Annotated in this window: 19 protein-coding genes, 1 tRNA gene and 1 other RNA gene; 9 read left to right on the top strand and 12 right to left on the bottom strand. The window is 52.3% G+C overall.

Annotated elements, in window-relative coordinates; all coding sequences use genetic code 11:
• Positions 1 to 53: 53 nt before the first annotated feature.
• From ACFOMG_RS13555 to ACFOMG_RS13530, 6 genes are all read right to left on the bottom strand, one after another.
• Entirely contained in the window at positions 54 to 686 is a 633-nt protein-coding gene (locus ACFOMG_RS13555; RefSeq protein ID WP_376867339.1) for a 50S ribosomal protein L25/general stress protein Ctc, read from the bottom strand.
• Positions 687 to 816: 130 nt separating this feature from the next.
• Positions 817 to 1,758 carry a ribose-phosphate pyrophosphokinase gene (locus ACFOMG_RS13550; protein ID WP_376867337.1) on the bottom strand — a complete coding sequence of 314 codons (942 nt, stop codon included), beginning with the start codon at positions 1,756 to 1,758 and terminating at the stop codon, positions 817 to 819.
• Between the two features lie 57 nt (positions 1,759 to 1,815).
• Positions 1,816 to 1,890, bottom strand: a tRNA-Gln gene (locus ACFOMG_RS13545).
• Positions 1,891 to 1,894: 4 nt separating this feature from the next.
• Positions 1,895 to 2,770: a 4-(cytidine 5'-diphospho)-2-C-methyl-D-erythritol kinase gene (gene ispE, locus ACFOMG_RS13540; protein ID WP_376867335.1), complete on the bottom strand. Its 876-nt coding sequence runs from the start codon at positions 2,768 to 2,770 to the stop codon at positions 1,895 to 1,897.
• Positions 2,763 to 3,344, bottom strand: coding sequence for a lipoprotein insertase outer membrane protein LolB (lolB, locus tag ACFOMG_RS13535; RefSeq protein WP_376867333.1), 582 nt, complete (start codon positions 3,342 to 3,344; stop codon positions 2,763 to 2,765). Before lolB ends, ispE begins: the two co-directional genes overlap by 8 nt.
• A complete protein-coding gene (locus tag ACFOMG_RS13530; protein WP_376867331.1) occupies positions 3,341 to 5,092 on the bottom strand; it encodes a tetratricopeptide repeat protein in 1,752 nt (583 codons plus the stop codon). Before ACFOMG_RS13530 ends, lolB begins: the two co-directional genes overlap by 4 nt.
• Before the next feature lie 180 nt (positions 5,093 to 5,272).
• On the opposite strand from ACFOMG_RS13530, the gene hemA reads away from it, so the two are divergent.
• The 5 genes from hemA to ACFOMG_RS13505 all read left to right on the top strand — a co-directional run bounded on the left by hemA (position 5,273) and on the right by ACFOMG_RS13505 (position 11,025).
• Positions 5,273 to 6,574 (top strand): glutamyl-tRNA reductase, encoded by a 1,302-nt coding sequence (gene hemA / locus ACFOMG_RS13525; protein ID WP_376867330.1) that lies wholly within the window; start codon positions 5,273 to 5,275, stop codon positions 6,572 to 6,574.
• Between the two features lie 92 nt (positions 6,575 to 6,666).
• Positions 6,667 to 7,752 carry a peptide chain release factor 1 gene (gene prfA, locus ACFOMG_RS13520; protein WP_376867329.1) on the top strand — a complete coding sequence of 362 codons (1,086 nt, stop codon included), beginning with the start codon at positions 6,667 to 6,669 and terminating at the stop codon, positions 7,750 to 7,752.
• Between the two features lie 4 nt (positions 7,753 to 7,756).
• Complete coding sequence (prmC, locus tag ACFOMG_RS13515) at positions 7,757 to 8,635, top strand: peptide chain release factor N(5)-glutamine methyltransferase (RefSeq protein ID WP_376867327.1); 879 nt, start codon at positions 7,757 to 7,759, stop codon at positions 8,633 to 8,635.
• Between the two features lie 160 nt (positions 8,636 to 8,795).
• The gene (locus tag ACFOMG_RS13510) at positions 8,796 to 9,542 is read left to right on the top strand and encodes a HesA/MoeB/ThiF family protein (protein WP_376867325.1); all 747 of its coding nucleotides are present in this window, start codon (positions 8,796 to 8,798) and stop codon (positions 9,540 to 9,542) included.
• A 202-nt stretch (positions 9,543 to 9,744) separates the two neighbouring features.
• Positions 9,745 to 11,025 (top strand): NAD(P)/FAD-dependent oxidoreductase, encoded by a 1,281-nt coding sequence (locus ACFOMG_RS13505; protein ID WP_376867324.1) that lies wholly within the window; start codon positions 9,745 to 9,747, stop codon positions 11,023 to 11,025.
• A 14-nt stretch (positions 11,026 to 11,039) separates the two neighbouring features.
• Here ACFOMG_RS13505 and ACFOMG_RS13500 read toward each other — a convergent pair whose 3' ends face one another.
• The 3 genes from ACFOMG_RS13500 to ACFOMG_RS13490 are packed head-to-tail and all read right to left on the bottom strand — an operon-like array spanning position 11,040 to position 13,902.
• The gene (locus ACFOMG_RS13500; RefSeq protein WP_376867321.1) at positions 11,040 to 11,624 is read right to left on the bottom strand and encodes a phosphoheptose isomerase; all 585 of its coding nucleotides are present in this window, start codon (positions 11,622 to 11,624) and stop codon (positions 11,040 to 11,042) included.
• Between the two features lie 35 nt (positions 11,625 to 11,659).
• Complete coding sequence (locus ACFOMG_RS13495; RefSeq protein WP_376867320.1) at positions 11,660 to 12,040, bottom strand: YraN family protein; 381 nt, start codon at positions 12,038 to 12,040, stop codon at positions 11,660 to 11,662.
• A 41-nt stretch (positions 12,041 to 12,081) separates the two neighbouring features.
• Positions 12,082 to 13,902: a penicillin-binding protein activator gene (locus tag ACFOMG_RS13490; RefSeq protein WP_376867318.1), complete on the bottom strand. Its 1,821-nt coding sequence runs from the start codon at positions 13,900 to 13,902 to the stop codon at positions 12,082 to 12,084.
• Between ACFOMG_RS13490 and rsmI the strand changes: the two genes are divergently transcribed.
• The 4 genes from rsmI (at position 13,901) to hemH (ending at position 17,436) form a co-directional block, all read left to right on the top strand.
• Entirely contained in the window at positions 13,901 to 14,761 is an 861-nt protein-coding gene (gene rsmI, locus ACFOMG_RS13485; protein WP_376867317.1) for a 16S rRNA (cytidine(1402)-2'-O)-methyltransferase, read from the top strand. The genes ACFOMG_RS13490 and rsmI overlap by 2 nt on opposite strands.
• Before the next feature lie 74 nt (positions 14,762 to 14,835).
• Entirely contained in the window at positions 14,836 to 15,777 is a 942-nt protein-coding gene (locus tag ACFOMG_RS13480) for a DMT family transporter (RefSeq protein ID WP_376867316.1), read from the top strand.
• Positions 15,778 to 15,958: 181 nt separating this feature from the next.
• Positions 15,959 to 16,332, top strand: an RNA gene (gene rnpB, locus ACFOMG_RS13475) — RNase P RNA component class A.
• Positions 16,333 to 16,437: 105 nt separating this feature from the next.
• Positions 16,438 to 17,436: a ferrochelatase gene (gene hemH / locus ACFOMG_RS13470; protein ID WP_376867315.1), complete on the top strand. Its 999-nt coding sequence runs from the start codon at positions 16,438 to 16,440 to the stop codon at positions 17,434 to 17,436.
• 179 nt (positions 17,437 to 17,615) lie between these two features.
• Here hemH and ACFOMG_RS13465 read toward each other — a convergent pair whose 3' ends face one another.
• From ACFOMG_RS13465 to dfrA6, 3 genes are all read right to left on the bottom strand, one after another.
• Positions 17,616 to 17,819, bottom strand: coding sequence for a hypothetical protein (locus ACFOMG_RS13465; RefSeq protein WP_376867313.1), 204 nt, complete (start codon positions 17,817 to 17,819; stop codon positions 17,616 to 17,618).
• Between the two features lie 114 nt (positions 17,820 to 17,933).
• Positions 17,934 to 18,584: a hypothetical protein gene (locus ACFOMG_RS13460; protein WP_376867312.1), complete on the bottom strand. Its 651-nt coding sequence runs from the start codon at positions 18,582 to 18,584 to the stop codon at positions 17,934 to 17,936.
• Positions 18,585 to 18,741: 157 nt separating this feature from the next.
• Positions 18,742 to 19,215, bottom strand: a complete 474-nt coding sequence (gene dfrA6 / locus ACFOMG_RS13455; protein WP_063844458.1) for a trimethoprim-resistant dihydrofolate reductase DfrA6 — start codon at positions 19,213 to 19,215, stop codon at positions 18,742 to 18,744.
• Positions 19,216 to 19,646: the final 431 nt, after the last annotated feature.

The raw sequence follows: 19,646 nt of genomic DNA, 5'->3' as shown, positions 1-19,646 counted from the left end.
ATAAAAAAGCGGAGGCCAGCTCCGCTTTTTCTGATGAGCGTCAGAAGGCTGAATTATTCAGCAGCTTCTTCGCCTTCTTCAGCAGTATCACCACCTTTAGGCGCCGCTACGGTTACTACCGCAGTGTCGTGCTCTGGGCCGTGAGACAGTGCCTGAGATTCAACACCTTTAGGCAGTTTCAGGTCGCTCAGGTGGATAACGGTACCCGCTTCCACGTCAGCCAGGTCGATTTCGATGAACTCTGGCAGGTCGCCAGCGTTACAGATGATGTCCAGGCTGGTCAGTTGGTGAGCAATTTTACCACCGCCCATTTTTACGCCCACGCAGTTTTCTTCGTTCAGGAAGTGCAGTGGAACGTGTGCTTTGATCTTGGTGCTTTTGCTTACGCGCAGGAAGTCAGCGTGCCAGATCAGCTGTTGAGCCGGGTGGCGTTGCAGGTCTTTCAGGATAACCTGTTCAGACTTGTCACCGATGTTCAGGGTGATCATAGAGCTGTAAAACGCTTCGTTTTCCAGCAGCTTGTTCAGCTCGTTTGCGGCCAGGGTGATTGGCGTTGGCTTACGGTCGTTACCGCCGGCTTTACCACCATAAACGATGGCTGGTACGCCGTTTTCGCGACGCAGGCGGCGGCTCGCACCTTTCCCCGCATCTTCGCGAACTACTGCATTCAGAGTAAATTCTGACATGGTTCTTTCCTTTCAGGTTAACAGGTACTTTCAGTACCTTTAAATGTGTACTTTGCAGTACATAAAAACCGCCGGAGCTTGCGACCAGCTCCGGCGGCGTAAAAATTTCTGCTATTTCGAGCGTTTGTTCCTAGCGGAACATTGCACTGATGGATTCTTCGTTATTCACCCGACGAATCGATTCAGCCAACAACCCGGCAATGGTCAGCTGGCGAATGTTGCCAGTGCCTTTGGCGGCTTCTGTCAGTGGAATGGTGTCGGTAACAACCAGTTCATCCAGTGCTGCGGATGTCAGGCGCTCAACCGCGGGGCCGGATAATACCGGATGAGTGCAATACGCGACAACCTTTACTGCACCAAATTCTTTTAATGCTTTGGCGGCCTGGCACAAGGTACCGGCGGTATCGACCATATCGTCTACCAGGATGCAGGTACGATCTTTTACGTCACCAATAATATGCATCACTTCGGAAACGTTGGCTTTCGGACGACGTTTATCAATAATGGCCAGGTCGGCACCTAACTGCTTGGCGATGGCCCGTGCACGTACGACGCCGCCGATATCCGGAGAAACCACAACAACGTTTTCGTAGTTCTGGCGTTCCATATCGTCGATCAGGATAGGTGAGCCATAGACGTTGTCGACCGGTACATCAAAGAAGCCCTGAATCTGGTCGGCGTGCAGGTCAACCGTTAATACACGGTCGATACCCGAGCCGGACATCATGTCGGCTACAGCGCGGGCGCTGATTGGCACACGTGCAGAACGCGGACGACGATCCTGGCGAGCGTAACCAAAATACGGAACAACAGCGGTAATCCGGCTGGCGGAAGCGCGACGCAGAGCATCGGCAAACAGCAGAATTTCCATCAGGTTGTCATTGGTCGGCGCACAGGTAGGTTGCAGAATAAAAACGTCTTTACCACGCACATTTTCGTGCAGCTCGACGGTAATCTCACCATCGCTGAATTTGCCAACGGTGGCTTCACCGAGGGGAATATCAAGACGCTCAACGACCAGTTTGGCCAGTTCAGGATTGGCATTGCCAGTAAATACCATTAACTTAGACACGTTCGTCCCCTTGGGTACAAAAATTTCAGCTATGGAAAGAGTAGAATAAAATAAAGATGGCTGGGGTGGCAGGACTCGAACCTGCGGATGACGGGATCAAAACCCGTTGCCTTACCACTTGGCGACACCCCAACTTTTAAGACGGTCTGAATAATATCTTGTGTGCTGGAGAAGTGTTAACTCCTTTCGCCACAAATGACACATATTCAGCCGGTAACTGGTCAGAAACTCTGATAGCTTCTGCCTCAGAACCGAAGCTTGAAAATATGCAAGCTCCAGTGCCCGTCAGCTTAGCATGAGAGAAATTGTTTAGCAAATTCAATGCTTTACCAACTTCAGGATAAAGCGTTGAAACAACTGCTTGGCAGTCGTTGTTTCCCTCTCGCCTCAGCGCGGTGCGTATATTAATGATCTCAGTATCCCGGGTCAAGCATTTATTTGAAAAAATTTTCCCTGTATTAACATGGACTTGCGGAACCACGACCAGATACCAGGGTTCATCCAGCTGAGGGGTGGGAGTCAGCTGCTCACCAACACCTTCTGCAAAGGCTGCCTGGCCACGGACAAACACCGGGACATCGGCACCCAGACGCAGACCAATGTCGGCCAGTTCATTAAATGACAGCTGCAGCTGCCATAACGCATTTAACGTTAATAATGTGGTGGCGGCGTCGGAGCTGCCGCCACCCAGGCCACCGCCCATCGGCAGAATTTTTTTCAGCCGGATATCCGCTCCGGGCAAGTTGCCGTGTTGTTGCAGACCGATTTGTTGCAAGGCGCGGGCCGCGCGGATAATCAGATTGTCTTCAAACGCTACGCCATCTACCTGTGGCTCAAGTGTTAACTGATCATCGTCGCGTAAGCGGAAACTCAGTTCATCGCAACGGTCGATAAACTGAAACAGGGTCTGCAGGTTGTGATAGCCGTCATCACGCTGGCCGGTGATGTGCAGGAACAGATTTAACTTAGCCGGTGCCGGTACGTGCAGCCAGCCGGATGGGTCGTCAGCCATTAATGGTCCACTCTTTAATCGCAAAAACAAAACGGAAGTTATGACCGGAAACTTTGATCAGCCCTGGCAGCCAATATCCCTGATGACGGCTGTAGCGTGAATACCGTACCTGCCAGCCATGTTGCTGCAGTTGTTGCAGCAGGCCATTGTCATCAAACTGCAGCTCACTGACCTGGCCCGGCGCGGGTTGCCCTTTGACCCAGTGGCGGATATCACTGACCGGAAAGTTCCAGCCCATATGAGCCAGCATCAACTGTTCTGCATTATCGGCTCGTTGTGGCGATTGCCAGCCGGGTAATAATAATTCGGCGAAGTCAGCTGAGCCACTTAAGCGGGAAGAGCCCTGACCGAACGGGCCGGTAATAAACAGCTGGTAATCCTGCTGTTGCTGTTCCCAGGTCAGATAACCGGTCACGCTGTCTTGTGGTGAGCGTACTGACAGTTTGCCACGCACCTGCCAGCTGTCGATGTGGCTGAGTTGGTTCTGTAGTTGTTGCTGGCCGCCTTGTGGCGTTAATAAAGCACAGCCGCTGAGCCACAGGCTCAGCAATAATAAAGAAAAATAACGCATCATTTGTCGTGGCTGTCAGCCTGGGGTGGGTTATCGACGTTTAAGCGGTCCATGGTGCGGTGAATAACATCGCTGTCGGGGTTGTTCTCCAGGCCGCTGGCCCAAACATCCCGTGCCTGGTTTTTATCACCACTGATCCACAGGATCTCACCGTAGTGGGCGGCAATTTCGTGATCGGCAAGAATGTCAAAGGCCTGCTTTAACAGTGGCAGGGCTTTTTCTATTTTGCCGGCGCGAAAATAAATCCAGCCCAGACTATCGATAATGGCCGGGTTGTCCGGCGACAGCGATAATGCCTTTTCTACCAGCGGCAGGGCTTCCTGCCAGCGATCGGTGCGGTCAGCCAGGGTGTAGCCGAGTGCATTCAGCGCTTCGGCATGATCGGGTTTCAGACTGATCAGATAGCGCAGGTCGGTTTCCAGTTGTTGCAGATCATCCAGCTGTTCGGCCAGCATCGCGCGGGTATATAGCAGGTCGTGATCATGTGGTACTACGCCCAGAGCCTGATTCAGCAGTTCCATGGCCGAATGTTTCATATCGGCTTTGCTGAGCAATTCAACCTCGATACGTGTCAGTGGGCTGGTTTGTTGCGGAAACTGAGCGCGCAGCTGGTTGAGATAGTCACGTGCGGCCTGTAACCCCTGTTGCTGGTTAATCAGTTCAGCGGCCCGCAGGTGTGCAGCAAGAAATTCGCGCCCGGCACCGACCTGGCGAAAATGTTCAATGGCCGTCTCATTATCCTGCTGTTCGTCGGCGATTTGGCCTAAGTAGAAGTGAGCTTCATTCTGATGTGAGCCATTGGCCAGCAAACTCTCAAAATGCAAAGCGGCCTGGGATGACTGACCAACTTCTTCTTCCAGAAGTGCGAGTGATAATAAAACGGCCATATCCCGCGGGAAATTCTGATGCAGCTGATTAAATGCCAGCAGGGCATCCTGCATGCGGCGTTGTTTCAGTAACAGCCGGGCACGCAAAATTGCGATACCTTTGTGGTCCGGGTGTTGCTGTTCCAGTGTTTGCAGCCATTCAATCGCATCATCATCGCGGCCCATTTCTGCCAATAGCCGGGCGCGCTGAATGCGGGCGCTGAGAAATTCCTGATTCAGCTCCAGTGCGCGATCGTTATGCTGCAAAGCCGGGTCATAACGCTTCAGCTGTTGTTCCAGAATTGAGCGTGCCTGATACAGGTTGGCATCCTGCGGATAACGCTGGCTCAGTTGTTCGAGCTGTTGCAGCAGCGGTTGTTTAACGCTGTCCGGCTGGCGTACGACGCTGGCTGCGAGGTAATCAAACTGGCTGATGCCGCTGAGTTGCAGCACCTTTTCCATATGTTGCAGCGCCAGCTCATACTGACCGGTTTCCAGTGCCAGCTGAGCTGCTGTCTGGTGTGCGCCCGGGGACTCTGGTTCAGTTTGCAACCAGATATCCAGTGCTTCCTGAGTCAGCTCGGCACTGCCAACGTATTGTGCGATGCGGGCGGTACGTTCCGCGATTTCAGGATCGCGGGTTTTGCGTGCCTGGGTCATATAATGGTACAGCGATATATCGTAGCGCTGGCGCTGGCCAGCCACTTCGGCCACTAATAATGAATACAGGGTATCGGCGGGTATCGGCCGGTAATCCTCAACGGCGGATGGTGTCGCCGAAGCGTTGCTGTTGTCCGTCTGCGGCTCAGCGGAGCGGCTCTGGAATCCGGCACAGCCGCTGATTAACGACGCTGCGGTAAAAAAAGCGATCAGGCGTAGGGTCACAAACGGCCTCAATTGAATAATGCATGTCCGGCCCGCTGTGACGGGGCGGTTGTTACTGTTCTGGGTCATATTTAGAGTCAGATGACGAGCTAAGTCAAAGATTTCAGCAGCAAAGCGTTAAATAGGTGTTTATAATCGGCGCTTTTTCCACCTTTTCAATATCGGGACTCTGTGAGCAGTATGGGCATTTGGGCACTGGGGGTTAATCACAAAACGGCACCGGTTTCGGTACGCGAACGGGTGGCGTTCGATCCGGTCAGTATGCCGCAGGTGCTTAATCAGGTGCAGCAGCTGGAGCAGGTATCTGAGGTGGTGATACTGTCGACCTGCAACCGCACCGAAATCTATTGTTCGTCACCCGACGGTCAGACAGAGCCGGATCAGCCCGTCGCGTTGCAGCAGGCAGCCCTCAGCCAGTGGCTGGCTGACCATCATCAGATCGATCCTCAGGAACTGAATGACTCGCTGTATTGCCTGGGTCAGGATAAGGCGGTGCAACATACCATGCGGGTGGCTTCCGGACTCGATTCTCTGGTATTGGGCGAACCTCAGATTCTCGGCCAGATGAAGTCGGCGTATGCCGTAGCACAGGAAGCCGGCACCGTTGGTAGCGAACTGGGGCGTTTGTTTCGCCAGACCTTCAGCATCGCCAAACGGGTGCGTACTGATACCGCCATTGGTGAAAATCCGGTATCGGTGGCCTTTGCTGCGGTGCGCATGGCGCAACATATTTTTGCCGATTTAAGCCGCAGTCATGCGTTATTGATTGGTGCCGGAGAAACCATCGAGTTGGTTGCCCGTCATTTGCATCAGGCCGGGGTCAGTCAGATGACGCTGGCAAACCGAACGCTGGCCCGGGCGCAGAACCTGGCGCAGGAATTTCATGCGGATGCCGTGTTGCTGGAAGATATTCCGACGGTGTTACCACAAGCCGATATTATTATTTCTTCCACTGCCAGTCCGCTGCCGATTCTGGGCAAAGGGGCGGTGGAAAAAGCCTTAAAAAAACGTCGTCATAAACCCATGTTTATGGTCGATATTGCCGTGCCCCGGGATATCGAAGAAGAAGTGGCCGAACTGGCGGATGTCTATCTGTATACCGTTGATGATTTGCGCGGCATTATCGAAGAAAATGTCCGTTCACGCGAAGATGCGGCGCGCCAGGCAGAAGATCTGATTTTGTCCGGGGTTGAGCATTATATGCGCGAACTGAAAGCGCTGGATGCTGTCAGCACCCTGACCGACTTACGCGGCCACGTTGATGACGTCAAAGAAGAGCAGTTACAAAAAGCGCTGAAACAATTAAATAACGGTGCGGATGCGGAAAAGGTATTACGCCAGTTTGCCCACACTTTCAGTAATAAGTTGCTGCATGCACCGACCAAAACCCTGCGTAAAGCCGGCGCAGAAGGTCGCCTGGAAGCACTGGACTGGACCCGTGAGCTGTTCCAGCTGAATAACCCGTCGTCATCTGATCATTAGCCGGGCCTGGCGCCCGGCTGTTATCGCAGCTTCTCCGTAGTGTCATGCTACTGACATACACTGTTTAAACCTCTGACCTGAAACTGAGCACCATGAAAGAATCCATTCTGCTAAAACTCGAACAACTGCGTGACCGTTACGAAGAGGTCGGCCATCTGTTATCTGACCCGGATGTGATTGGTGATCAGGATAAATTCCGGAAATTATCCAAAGAATACGCCGAGCTGGAGGAAGTGGCGCAGACCTTTTCTCACTATCAGCAGGCTCAGGAAAATCTTGAAGAAGCCCAGCTGCTGGCACAGGACAGTGACCCGGATATGAAGGCGATGGGGGAAGAAGAGCTGCTGAGTGCCAAAGCCGAGATGGAAACCTTAACCAGCCAGATCGAAATTCTGCTGTTGCCGAAAGATCCGGATGATGGCCGCAACGTGATCGTTGAGATTCGTGCCGGTACCGGTGGTGATGAAGCGGCAATTTTTGCCGGTGACCTGTACCGGATGTACAGCCGCTACGCCGAAACTCAGGGCTGGCGTGCGGAGTTGTTGAGCGCCAGCGACGGTGAACACGGTGGTTTTAAAGAAGTCATTACCCGTATTTCCGGCGTCGATGTGTATTCGCGGCTGAAATTTGAATCCGGTGCGCACCGGGTACAGCGGGTGCCGGAAACCGAAAGTCAGGGACGTATTCACACCTCAGCCTGTACGGTTGCTGTGATGCCGGAAGTGGAAAGTGAAGACGAGGTGGATATCAATAAGGCCGATTTACGGATTGATACGTTCCGTGCTTCCGGGGCCGGTGGTCAGCACGTCAATAAAACCGATTCAGCGATTCGTATTACTCACCTGCCGACCGGTGTGGTGGTGGAATGTCAGGACGAACGTTCTCAGCACAAAAACAAGGCCAAAGCGATGGCGCTGCTGGCTACCCGCTTACGTGATGCTCAGTTGCAGGCGTCCCAGGCCGAACAGGCAGCGACCCGTAAAAGCCTGGTTGGCTCCGGTGATCGTTCGGAGCGCATCCGTACCTACAATTATCCACAAGGGCGGGTCACGGATCACCGTATCAATCTGACGTTGTATAAGCTGGATGAAATTGTGCAGGGTGACCTGGCGCCGGTCATTGAGCCTTTGATTCAGGAACATCAGGCCAATTTGTTGGCTGAAATGGCGGGACAATAACACCATGGCGGCGTTCAGCATTGATCAGTGGTTACAGCAGGCGCGTCAGCAACTGGTGGCTGGCGCCGATGATGAACATGCAGCAAGCAGCGCAGCGCTGGATGCCCGCCTGATCCTTGCCCATGTGTTGCAGCAAAGTTACACCTATTTATACACCTGGGGTGATCGACTTCTCACGGCTGACCAGCTGCAGCAGGCGGATGGCTTATTACAGCAGCGTTTGCAGGGCCAGCCGCTGGCTTATATCGTTGGTGAGCGAGAGTTCTGGTCGTTACCGCTGCAGGTGTCACCGGCAACACTGATTCCGCGGGCCGATACCGAAACCCTGATCGAATGGGTGTTGGATCTGGCGGCGGAACAGCAGATTCCAGCTCGGGGTTCAGCACTGGATTTAGGTACCGGCACCGGCGCCATTGCGTTAGCCATTGCCACTGAATTTCCCGACTGGCAAGTGACGGGGGCTGATTTTCAGCCCGCAGCGGTGACGTTAGCGGGCACAAACCAACAACGCCTGGGCCTGAATAACGCCCGCATCATCCGCAGTGACTGGTATCAGGCCGTCGCTGATGAAACATTCGATCTGATTGTCTCCAATCCACCCTACATTGATGGTGACGATCCACATTTGCATCAGGGTGATGTCCGTTTTGAGCCAACCTCCGCACTGGTCGCTGAAGATGCTGGAATGGCGGATCTGGCACATATTATTGCTCAGGCACCGGCGCATCTTAACGCCGGCGGCTGGCTGTTACTGGAGCACGGTTATCAGCAGGCAGACGCTGTCTGTGAGCTGCTGACTCAGCGGGGGTTTACCCAGGTTGGCAATCGTAACGACCTGGGTGGTAATCCGAGAATCTCGGGTGGTTGTTGGCCGGCTCACTAGCTGCTTATATTAATCGCGCTTGCCCATTAGCACGGGTTTTTCAGCCGCACCCATCGCAAGGCACCTCCCTGTGCCTGCGATAGGCCCGCAACATCCTGTTGCTGCTATTGAAAAACCGTCCGAATGTACAATCGCTAGTTCTGAATAATACGGATACACCATGAACGACCAACAACTGCTGCGTTACAGCCGTCATATATTGTTACCGGGGATGGATATTGAAGGCCAGCAGGCGTTGCTGGATGCCCATGTGCTGGTGGTTGGGGCCGGCGGCCTGGGTTGTCCGGTTATTCAGTACCTGGCCGCGGCAGGTGTTGGTGAGCTGACGCTGGTGGATGATGATCTGGTCGAATTATCCAACCTGCAGCGCCAGACCGCGCATGGATCTGATGATATTGGCAAAGCCAAAGTGATGTCTGCCCAACACGAGGTGTTACGGCTGAATCCGGATTGCCGGGTGAATGCGGTACAGCAACGGGCTGATTCTGCCTGGCTGCAGCAAACGCTGTCGCAAACACCTATCGATCTGGTGCTCGACTGTACCGATAACGCCAGCATTCGTTATCTGCTGAATCAGGTTTGCCTGGAGCGTAAAATTCCCTGGGTGTCGGGGGCTGCTGTTGGCCTGAGCGGTCAGGTTACTGTGTTTGATCCGCGTCTGCCGGATTCCCCTTGTTATCGTTGTTTGTACCCACAACTGGATGATCAGCAACTCAGCTGCAGTGAAAGCGGCGTGTTATCGCCACTGGTGGGGGTCGTGGGGAGCATGCAGGCGCTGGAAGCGATCAAGCTGCTGGCGGATATTGGTCGCCCGCTGGTTGGCCGTTTATTGACACTGGATGCCAGCAGCAGTGAATGGCGCTGCTGGACGCTGAAGCCCGCTGCGGATTGTCCAGACTGTCGCTGATGGCAGTCTCTTCCTTCTTTGTCGGTTGTTTCTGGCAGTTTGATGCTTTCCCGGACTAACGGCACAAGCGGTTATTTGGCAAAAACTATCCTGGAATCAACCGGTTAGTACCCTTCTTTAATTCTATATTGTTACTTGGTTATATTGGCCCTGACTTTGCTCTGTTATCAGAAAACAGTAATAACAAAGCAGTGAGGTCATTATGGCTAGAGTCATCGTGTTAGGTGCAGGAACCGGTGGTATGGCAGGTGCTTACGAAATCCGTGAGTTGCTGACCCGAGAACATCAGGTCACCGTGATCAACAACCGTGAAGATTTCCAGTTTGTGCCATCCAACCCCTGGATTGCCGTGGATTGGCGCCAGCGGAATGAAGTCAGTTTTCCGATCCGGCCGTATCTGGAAAAGAAAGGGATCGAATTTATCGCCTCAGCGGTGGTTGATATCGATGCTCAGAATAACCGCCTGAAACTCGAAAATGGCCGTCTGGAAGACTATGACCGGCTGGTGATTTGTACCGGCCCCAAGCTCAACTTCGCGGCAGTAGAAGGTGCCGGCCCACATGATGGTTTTACCCAGTCCGTTTGTACACTGGATCACTCAGAAACCTGTCGCGATAACGTTAAAGCTTTAATCGAAGAGCCGGGTCCTGCCATCGTAGGTGCGATGCCGGGGGCTTCCTGTTTTGGGCCGGCCTATGAATACGCGTTTATTCTGGATCGCGAATTATGTAAGAAAAAAGTGCGCGACCGGGTACCGATGACGTATGTCACCAGTGAGCCTTATATTGGCCATCTCGGTCTGGGTGGCGTCGGGGATTCCAAATCCATGCTCGAAAGTGAATTGCGTAATCGCCATATTAAATGGATTACCAATGCCAGCGTTACCCGGGTTGGTGATGGTCTTATGTATGTTGATGAGCTGAACGATGATGGCTCAGTAAAAAAACAGCATGAATTGCCCTTTAAGCATTCAATGATGTTACCGGCGTTTGCCGGAGTGGATGCGGTGGCCGCCGTTGACGGGCTGGTCAACCCCAAAGGGTTTGTGATCATTGATGAATACCAGCGTAACCCGACTTTTCCGAATATCTTTTCCGCCGGGGTTTGTGTTGCTATCCCGCCGGTGGAGGAAACCCCGGTGCCCACCGGTACGCCAAAAACCGGTTATATGATTGAGTCGATGATGACGGCTATTGCCCACAATCTGGCAGCGGATCTGGACGGCAAGGGGGAAGCCAATCACCGTGGAACCTGGGCGGCTATTTGTCTGGCGGATATGGGGAACAGTGGTGCGGCGTTTGTCGCCATTCCGCAGATTCCACCGCGTAATGTCACCTGGTTTAAGCAGGGCAAGTGGGTGCACCTGGCGAAGGTGGCGTTTGAAAAATATTTTATGCGTAAAATGAAAACCGGCTCAAGTGAGCCGATTTATGAAAAGTACACGCTGAAAGCACTGGGAATTAATCGTCTGAAAGACGAATAAACCACCCGGGCGCGTTATTCCTCGCCGAATAACGCGCAGTCGATAAAGTCACACAGGCAATGAATTACCAGTAAGTGGACTTCCTGAATCCGGGCTGTGATGTCGCTGGGGACGCGAATTTCAACATCATCGGCGGTCAGCAGGGAAGCCATGCCTCCGCCGTTTTTACCGGTTAACGCCACCACCGTCATTTCACGTTCGTGTGCGGCCTGAATGGCCTGAATGACGTTGGCAGAATTACCACTGGTGGAAATTGCCAGCAACACATCACCCGGATTACCCAGTGCCCGGATCTGTTTGGAGAACACTTCGTTATAGCTGTAGTCGTTAGCAATCGAGGTGACGGTGGATGAATCCGTGGTCAGGGCGATGGCGGGCAGGCTTGGACGTTCGCGTTCAAACCGGTTCAGCAGCTCAGACGAAAAGTGCTGACTGTCGCCGGCGGAGCCACCGTTACCACAACTGAGAATTTTACCGCCACTCAGCAATGACTGGACCATCACCTGGCCCGCCTGTTCGATATAGGCCGGTAATTCTTCAGCGGATAACATTTTGGTTTCGATACTGGCGCCAAAGTGGCCGATGATTCGTTCTAACACAGCGGAACTCCGTAAATGCGAACGGCAATCATAATTCAGAAGGCATTTTCTATCCACTCAAACTGCACCGGATTGCCACTGGCAGAAATCACATCAAAACGACAATCCGGGGGTGTGTTGGCGAAGTGTTTCTGCAGGTAATGTTCGGCGGTTTTGCGTAATTTGCGTTGTTTCTGGTAGGTGATACTTTCTGCACCGCTGCCGTGCTGATCATCGGCCCGGTAGCGTACTTCAACAAACACCAGTACCTGGCCCTGTTGCATAATCAGGTCGATTTCACCGGCGCGGATGCCATAGTTACGCTCAATTGGCTGTAACCCCTGTTGCATCAGCCATTGTTCGGCCTGTTGTTCTATCCCTTCACCATAACGGCGTTTCTGTTGCGGGATGCGGGCGTCCGGAAAAAAGTCTGACATAACACCTCCTTGTGTTACGACGGGTTAAAGTGATGCTGGCGTCAGTGATGGGCCAGTTGCCGGGGTTGTCCGTTGGAAAAACGGGTGCACTGGGTTTTGCGGTGAATACGGCGCTGGTTATCCAGCGTTAAAGCGCCGGTAGCCCCAAATACCTGGCTGTTCGGGAAAGCTTCCAGCTGCTTTAACCGTGGTAACAAGCGGAAGGCATCAACACCCATGGCGTATAAGCGGGCATAACCACCCTGACCATTTTTCAGTGTGTTATCAATGCGGTGGTGCAACTCATCCGGGTTCAGCAGCCAGGGCACATCACAAAAACGGATACCGTTTAAATCACGGTCTTTGCGGCGGTTGATGGTGCCGGAAAACACATGAGAGGTCGCATAAACCGGTAAATCGCCGGCAAAGTTAAAGGCCAGTGTGGGTTTGATCTGACGTGCCTGTTTTGGCAGAGCCACCATAAATACCCAATCAGCGTCCTGGCGACGGCGGGGTTCGAATTCCGTAGGCTCACGCATCAGCTGGCGCATGGTTTTAAAACGTTGCTGGCTGTCGTCGACGTTCAGCAGTGCTTTGATTTCCGGGTTGTAATCTTTGCGGTTGCTGTAATAACGCAGCTCGCCGATTTCTCCACCCAGCTGACGCCAGTGTTGTTCGAAGGCGGCATAGATACGCTCACCCCAATTGCCTTTGGGCATCATCACCAATGCCCGGCGATGGCCATCAGCCCAGGCCTGCTCAGCGATTTGTACGGCTTCGTCTTCCGGTGCCAGGCCATATTGATACAGATTGTTCGCTATTGGCTGTTCCAGTTGTTGCGCCAGTGACTGCTGTGCAGACGGACGTTCACCATAATTAAGCGCCAGGGTTGGCAGTGGCAGACTGGGACGTTGTTGTAACGCCTGAACAGTCAGTTTATCGAACGGACCAATCATCCATTCAACGCCATCCAGTTGCGCTGCGGCATAAACGTCGTCGACCTGCTGAAAACGCTGGCTGTCGTAGACATTAATACGTGGAGTGTCGGAACCTTTGTTCAGGGCATCGTAATAGGCAGCCATAAAACCATCACGGATGGCGCCGCCGGTTTTTCCCAGCGGCCCGGATAACGGCAGCATCAGGGCAATATGTTGTGGCCGGCTGGCGGCGATATCCGCCAGAATGGCGAGCCCACCGGGCGGGGTGACCGCCGCAGGGTGCCCCGGGTTGTTGTTACGCCACTGAGTCACGGCGGCCAGATGTTCATCCAGCGTCAGGCGTGAATTTTTACCGATAGCAGCCAGTTGCAGCCAGCGACCAAACTGAGTATCGGGCGATTTTTCGGCACGGCTTAACAGTTCAGTTTCCGGCAGCTCCATAAGATCCTGCCAGATTTGCTCGTGGTTGATGGCCTGTTGTTGGGGTTCAAGAATAGCGGCGAGAAAATCCCGCTCCCGGGCCGCAGCCAGAAACTGTTGTTGTGCTTCCAGTACCCGGACTTTTAATAAACTGTACTGCAGTTCCTGCTGGACACTCGCCAGATGCTGCTGTTGCTGAAACTGCTGCAGATACTCCTGAGCAATTTCACCCTCGTTCTGTGCCAGGCGCAATTGTGCCATTAACAACAGATATTGCATTTGCTGACCATCGTCGAGGTCGCGCTCAGCTAACAGTTGCAATTGCAGCCCAGCATTGCGAAACTCGCCGTCTTTCAGATTCGTGGCCACACTGGTCAATAATTGTTGGCTGCTTTGATTACCACTGCTGGCCAGTCCTGATTCCGGACGACTGGTTGTGGTGCTGCAGCCACTGAGTCCGATACAGCCGCAGACCAACAGAATGTTGAGTCGGCGTAACCAGTTTACAGAAGAGTTTCCCCGCATGACGTCTGTTCCAATATTGCAACCCGGTACCCTGTTTGTGGTTGCCACTCCGATAGGCAATCTGGCCGATCTGAGTGAGCGTGCGCGTCAGGTACTGGCCGCGGTTGATCTGATTGCCTGCGAGGATACCAGACATACCCAGAAATTACTTCAGCACCTGGGGCTGAAAAAGCCGTTATTGTCGGTTCATGACCATAACGAAAGAGACCGTATCGACCAGGTTGCTGAACAGTTACAAAATGGTCGTACCATGGCACTGGTATCCGACGCCGGCACACCGCTGATTTCGGATCCGGGGTACCCGCTGGTACAGGCACTGCGTGAAAAACAACTGCGTGTCACGCCGGTACCCGGAGTCAGTGCATTAATTACGGCGTTATCGGCCGCCGGGTTACCGACCGATCGTTTTGCCTTTGAAGGTTTTCTGCCACATAAAAGTGGCGCTAAAAAAGAACGCCTGGAAGGTCTGCAGCAGGACACCGCCACGCTGGTGTTTTACGAATCAAAACACCGCATTCTGGATACATTGCAGCAGATGGCAGAAATTTTTGGCGAACAGCGCGAAGCCTGTGTGGCGCGTGAACTCACCAAAACCTTCGAAAGTTTTTATCACGGCACTTTGCCGCAGATTATCGAGCAGCTGAATGCCAACAGCGATCAGCAAAAAGGTGAATTTGTGGTGATGGTCAGTGGAAATAAAGACCCAAAAAGTGCCGCTGCCGTCAACAGCGATAAGTTGTTCCGGTTATTGCTGGCAGAACTGCCACCGAAAAAAGCTGCGGCTATTCTGGCGGAAGTCAGCGGCGAAAATAAAAAAGCGCTGTATCAGAAAGCGCTGGAAATACAGGGTAAGACCTGACCTTTCTCTCATCGAATGCGTAAGCCGGATGGGAAACCCTTCGGCTTTTTTAGTGACTTATTGAAGTTGTTGATATGATTAAAAACAATCAGGTTCGTGCTCATGCGGCTTTGCTTCTGGCGATGCTGATCTGGGGCAGTACGTTTATGGCGATGAAAGTGGTGGTAACAGAAATTTCCCCGATGGTGGTGGTTTTTCTGCGCATGATCATCGGCAGCGTGGTATTTCTCGGGATGTGGAAATGGATCCGTACCCGGGTGGAATATCGTCAGGGTGACTGGAAATATCTGTGTGCCATGGCACTGTTTGAACCCTGTTTGTATTTTGTGTTTGAAGGGCTGGCACTGCAATATACCAGTGCCGGTCAGGCCGGCATGGTGACTGCGATGATGCCACTGATGGTCGCGGTTGGGGCCTTTATTTTTCTTCAGGAAAAAATGAGTAAACGTCAGCTGAGCGGTTTTTTACTGGCGATGGCCGGAGTGGTGTGGATGACTCTTGGCAGTGTGAAAAATGAACACGCCAGTAATCCCTGGTTAGGAAACTTTCTCGAGTTTCTGGCGATGGTCGCGGCGGTGGGATATACCCTGATGATGAAACGCCTGACCGAACGTTATCCGGCGATTTTCCTTACCGCGATGCAATCGTTCGTTGGGGCCGTGTTCTTTTTACCGCTGGCAGCCGCATCGGAGTGGCCGGAAACCATTACTACCGAACAATGGGGAATTTTATTCTATCTTGGGGTGGTGGTGACCTTGTGGGGGTACGGTTTATTTAATTATTCCCTGACCTATGTGAAAGCCACTGTGGCGGTGGCGTACATTAATTTATTGCCGGCCATTTCGCTGATGTACGCGATGGTTTTCCTCGGCGAGCGGCTGAATATTGAACAGTGGATGGCCATTGCTGTGATTTTCCTGGGTGTGTATCTCAGCCGTGGTGGGGCAGAATCTGAGCCGGACGATAAAGACAATGATGGTGAGGTTAAAACAGAGATTAATCCGGCGGTAGGTTAATCCAGAAGAGTTTGCTTCAGGAAACCGGAAAGCAATCTCTCAGATATACCCCTGCAACACGCAGCAAGTCCTTCCCTGGATGCTCTGCTGCCACATCCATGTGGCAGAAGGTTGCAGAAATATATCTCAGAGCTCGCTTTTATGGCTGCAACTATTGTATGGCTTTGATAGAATCCGCCGCCGAGATGCCCAGGCAATCGTCGCCTGCGTTAACTTCGGTTATCGCGGGGGGAGGAAAGTCCGGGCTCCACTGGGCAGGGTGCCAGCTAACGGCTGGGCGGCGTGAGCCGACGACAAGTGCAGCAGAGAGAAGACCGCCGGTTTCTTCGGAAACGGGTAAGGGTGAAAGGGTGCGGTAAGAGCGCACCGGGCCACTGGTAACAGTTGGTTGCAAGGTAAACTCCACCCGGAGCAAGACCAAATAGGTTCCCTACAGGCGTGGCCCGCGCTGGGAACGGGTAGGTCGCTTGAGCCTGTGAGCGATTGCAGGCCTAGACGAATGATTGTCGCCTTCGCAAGAAGGAACAGAACCCGGCTTATCGGGCATCTCACATCATTCCTGAAAAACCGCTGGAGCGAGAGCTTCAGCGGTTTTTTTATTGGCCGTAATTGCTATAAACTTACGCAAAACTTATACAGACCACTGCGAAAGGTACTTTTGTGACTGCTCCTTCCCGTCCTCCATTTGGTGTTTTACTGGTCAACCTGGGTACTCCGGAGGCGCCAACCGCAAAAGCGGTGCGCAACTACCTGGCTGAATTTTTGTGGGATAAGCGCGTGGTGGACGTACCACGACCACTCTGGTGGCTGATTCTGCACGGCATTATCCTGCGTTTTCGCCCGGGACGGGTGGCCAAAGGTTATGCCAGCATCTGGACCGATGACGGTTCGCCGCTGATGGCGATTTCGAAAAAGCAGCAGCAGGCGCTGAAGCAGCAGCTGGCAGCGGCTTATGGTCAGGACATTCCGGTGGCGCTGGCAATGACCTACGGCCAGCCAACGATGGAGCAGGCGGGCCGTGAACTGCGCCAGGCCGGTGTGGAAAATATGTTGGTGCTGCCGCTGTATCCGCAGTTTTCTTCATCGACCACGGCGGCGGTGTACGACCGCCTGGCGTCTGGCCTGAAGGCGTGTCCACACTTGCCACAGACCCGCTGGGTCAACGAATACCATCAGCACCCCGGTTATATTCAGGCGCTGGCTAACTCAGTGAAAGAGTATTGGGCGGAGCATGGTCAGGGCGATAAATTGCTGATGTCGTTCCACGGTATTCCACAGCGTTACGAAGACCGCGGCGACCCGTATCCGTCACAGTGTCGCGCCACGGCGAAGGCGCTGGCGGCCGCGCTGCAGCTGAATGATGACCAGTGGTACTGCGCGTTTCAATCGCGTTTTGGCCGCGAAGAGTGGGTCAAGCCTTATACCGATTTTACTCTGAAAGAGTGGGGCGGTGCCGGCGTGCAGCGGGTTGATGTGATCAGCCCGGCATTTTCCGCCGATTGCCTTGAGACTCTGGAAGAGCTGGAAGAAGAAAACCGTGAGAACTTTATCGAGGCGGGCGGTCATCAATACCACTATATTCCGTGCTTAAATGACCGTGATGATCATATCCAGATGATGGTTGATCTGGTGAAAGAACACACGAAAGGCTGGGATTGAGCGGCAATGTGGGAGTGCTCAGCGCTGATAAAGCGGTGTGAATTAAAAAAGCGCTGGTTATTCAGCGCTTTTTTGAAGGTCGACTGGATGACCAGATCGACCTGTAAAATTTAGCTGGCACAGAATTTTGAACACCCACGCTACGGATGAATCACGGTCGCTTGTTAGAACACTTAGGGTTAATCAACGGAATTTCCATCCCATTTATGCTCTGGGTCTGGGATAAAAGTAGCTCCACTGCCATCGTAGGTTGGTCCCCACCAAATAATAAAAAGCCAACCGCCAGGTATTTTTGCTCGATAAGCATTTCGCGGGACGCCATCATTCTTTATCTCTTCCCACTTAAGCGTTCCCGCATATTCCGTTTTGCTAAAAAATCCCATAATGATCCTTTTCGTTTTGTGGTTGGTCTAACGCTTCGCGTAACCGGCTGCCCAAAGCTGCAGAGCGAAGCGGCGCAGCTTTGGGCAGTCCGAGTTTACGCGATTGTTAGGCGCTTACATTTTGTCGTAGTCATCCAACCACGGCGTTCCAGAAAGCTTTGGATAACCCTCCAGGTAGGCAACTTCTGCGCCGGCTGCTTTACGAATAGAGCGCACAATATCGAGGAATGTTTTCTCTGTCCATTCCTCTGGTGTTCCTACCATGGCACTGGCCATGTTTCGGCTAATTTGCATCAAACCACCCTCGGCCTTCTGGAAAGTTGCATATGTGTCAAGATGGTAACCATCCTTGTATTGCCAAAGGCAGGCGGTTAGGCGTAAGTCTGAGCTTCCGCTTATACTTCTATTTGCGCTTGCCGTCCATATAGCACCTTCGCAGGTAGCAACTTTAAATCCAATAGACCCACCACTTGCAGCCAGTGCTGCTAACTTTGATCCGGCAAATGGATTTGTAAGTGTAAATCGCCCAGGTTTTTGCGGCGGCTCTGAAAAATTAGGGATTGGAGTTGCTTCATTTGCCGAGTTTACGTTTCTTCCTAACCCATTACTGGCAGCTTCAGCTACTGTATAGCGATCCGCGCTCGTCTTGATGTCAAAGATACGGTAATACTCTACAGTCTTTTTCTTCTCCACAAGTGCGTTATTCATGGTTCCGCACCCAGTCAAGGCAAGACTGACACCAATAGCGACTATTGCTTTTTTCATTCACTTCTCCTTTTTGATTACGACAATGCCTCTCGGCGCCTAACGCCCTGTTAAGGTGTGAGCAACGCAATACCGAAGCCTCCGCATACCACCTTAAACACTAAACGCAACGCATAGTAAAAATGCCACGCGTTGCGAATCACTCTTAAACAGATTGTTAGCCCTTTGCCCAAATTTGGTACGTGTAATCAATATTTGAACTGAAACTTTGCTCAAATGTTTGCTTGAAGCCCTGTGGAACTGGAGGAAAAAACACATCGCCAGAGATATGCTTGTGAATCACTGAAAGATGGATAACATCTGCTTGATCGATTAAAGCTTTATATATTTCACCACCACCAGAAACAAAGATATGTGCTGTCGCATTGTTTAGGTAAGCTAATGCCGATTCAACACTTGCGAAATACACAACATCAGGGTCATTCGAGATAATTTTAGAACGAGTAACCACTGCATATTTTCTATTCGGAAGTTTACCCATTGAGTCGAAGGTTTTACGACCAACTAGAAGCCATTGATTGTAAGTCATGGCTTTGAATAGGAGCTGCTCGCCTTGTACATGCCAAGGTATATCCAATCCAGAGCCAATTACTCCATTCTCGGAAACAGCTGCCATAAGAGATATTTTCATTTTTCCTCCTGAGGGCTAACAGCTTATTCGTGTGCGTGCATGATATCTTGGCGAGAATCTTTCAAGCTTGTAGCAGCAACTAACTGATTTCATTAAGAAACCTTCCTTAGCAAGATCATTCCCTTCCAGAAAAGCGTGCGTGCACACTATCTCGGTCATCAATGGCATATAAACTTGTAAACTAGGTTTGTAAGCCGCTGATTTTATTGGTGTTTAAATTATCACCAACCATAAAAACAGGCAAGCCTGAAACAAAGTGTGCCTGTTATAAGGCATTTACAGAAATCATACTGTTTATAACCCATGTTTCTGTCATACATGGATAACCGAAAAATCTCAGCCATACCAGGGAGTGTATGGCTGAGTGGGCCTGTTTCAGGCTTAAAGGGCTTCCCTGGGAGGGCGCATGATCAGTACTTGCTTCTGTGTGC

The organism is Bacterioplanoides pacificum, from assembly GCF_042648445.1.
Lineage (GTDB): Bacteria > Pseudomonadota > Gammaproteobacteria > Pseudomonadales > Oceanobacteraceae > Bacterioplanoides > Bacterioplanoides pacificum.
Note: the sequence above shows the minus strand (reverse complement) of the source record. Positions and strands in the feature narration are given on the sequence as shown.

Excerpts from the sequence above, each read along its gene's own strand:
- ACFOMG_RS13555 (WP_376867339.1), bottom strand. The coding sequence starts at position 686 with ATGTCAGAATTTACTCTGAATGCAGTAGTTCGCGAAGATGCGGGGAAA.
- ispE (WP_376867335.1), bottom strand. The coding sequence starts at position 2,770 with ATGGCTGACGACCCATCCGGCTGGCTGCACGTACCGGCACCGGCTAAG.
- lolB (WP_376867333.1), bottom strand. The coding sequence starts at position 3,344 with ATGATGCGTTATTTTTCTTTATTATTGCTGAGCCTGTGGCTCAGCGGC.
- hemA (WP_376867330.1), top strand. The coding sequence starts at position 5,273 with ATGGGCATTTGGGCACTGGGGGTTAATCACAAAACGGCACCGGTTTCG.
- prfA (WP_376867329.1), top strand. The coding sequence starts at position 6,667 with ATGAAAGAATCCATTCTGCTAAAACTCGAACAACTGCGTGACCGTTAC.
- prmC (WP_376867327.1), top strand. The coding sequence starts at position 7,757 with ATGGCGGCGTTCAGCATTGATCAGTGGTTACAGCAGGCGCGTCAGCAA.
- ACFOMG_RS13510 (WP_376867325.1), top strand. The coding sequence starts at position 8,796 with ATGAACGACCAACAACTGCTGCGTTACAGCCGTCATATATTGTTACCG.
- ACFOMG_RS13505 (WP_376867324.1), top strand. The coding sequence starts at position 9,745 with ATGGCTAGAGTCATCGTGTTAGGTGCAGGAACCGGTGGTATGGCAGGT.
- ACFOMG_RS13495 (WP_376867320.1), bottom strand. The coding sequence starts at position 12,040 with ATGTCAGACTTTTTTCCGGACGCCCGCATCCCGCAACAGAAACGCCGT.
- rsmI (WP_376867317.1), top strand. The coding sequence starts at position 13,901 with ATGACGTCTGTTCCAATATTGCAACCCGGTACCCTGTTTGTGGTTGCC.
- ACFOMG_RS13490 (WP_376867318.1), bottom strand. The coding sequence starts at position 13,902 with ATGCGGGGAAACTCTTCTGTAAACTGGTTACGCCGACTCAACATTCTG.
- ACFOMG_RS13480 (WP_376867316.1), top strand. The coding sequence starts at position 14,836 with ATGATTAAAAACAATCAGGTTCGTGCTCATGCGGCTTTGCTTCTGGCG.
- ACFOMG_RS13465 (WP_376867313.1), bottom strand. The coding sequence starts at position 17,819 with ATGGGATTTTTTAGCAAAACGGAATATGCGGGAACGCTTAAGTGGGAA.
- ACFOMG_RS13460 (WP_376867312.1), bottom strand. The coding sequence starts at position 18,584 with ATGAAAAAAGCAATAGTCGCTATTGGTGTCAGTCTTGCCTTGACTGGG.
- dfrA6 (WP_063844458.1), bottom strand. The coding sequence starts at position 19,215 with ATGAAAATATCTCTTATGGCAGCTGTTTCCGAGAATGGAGTAATTGGC.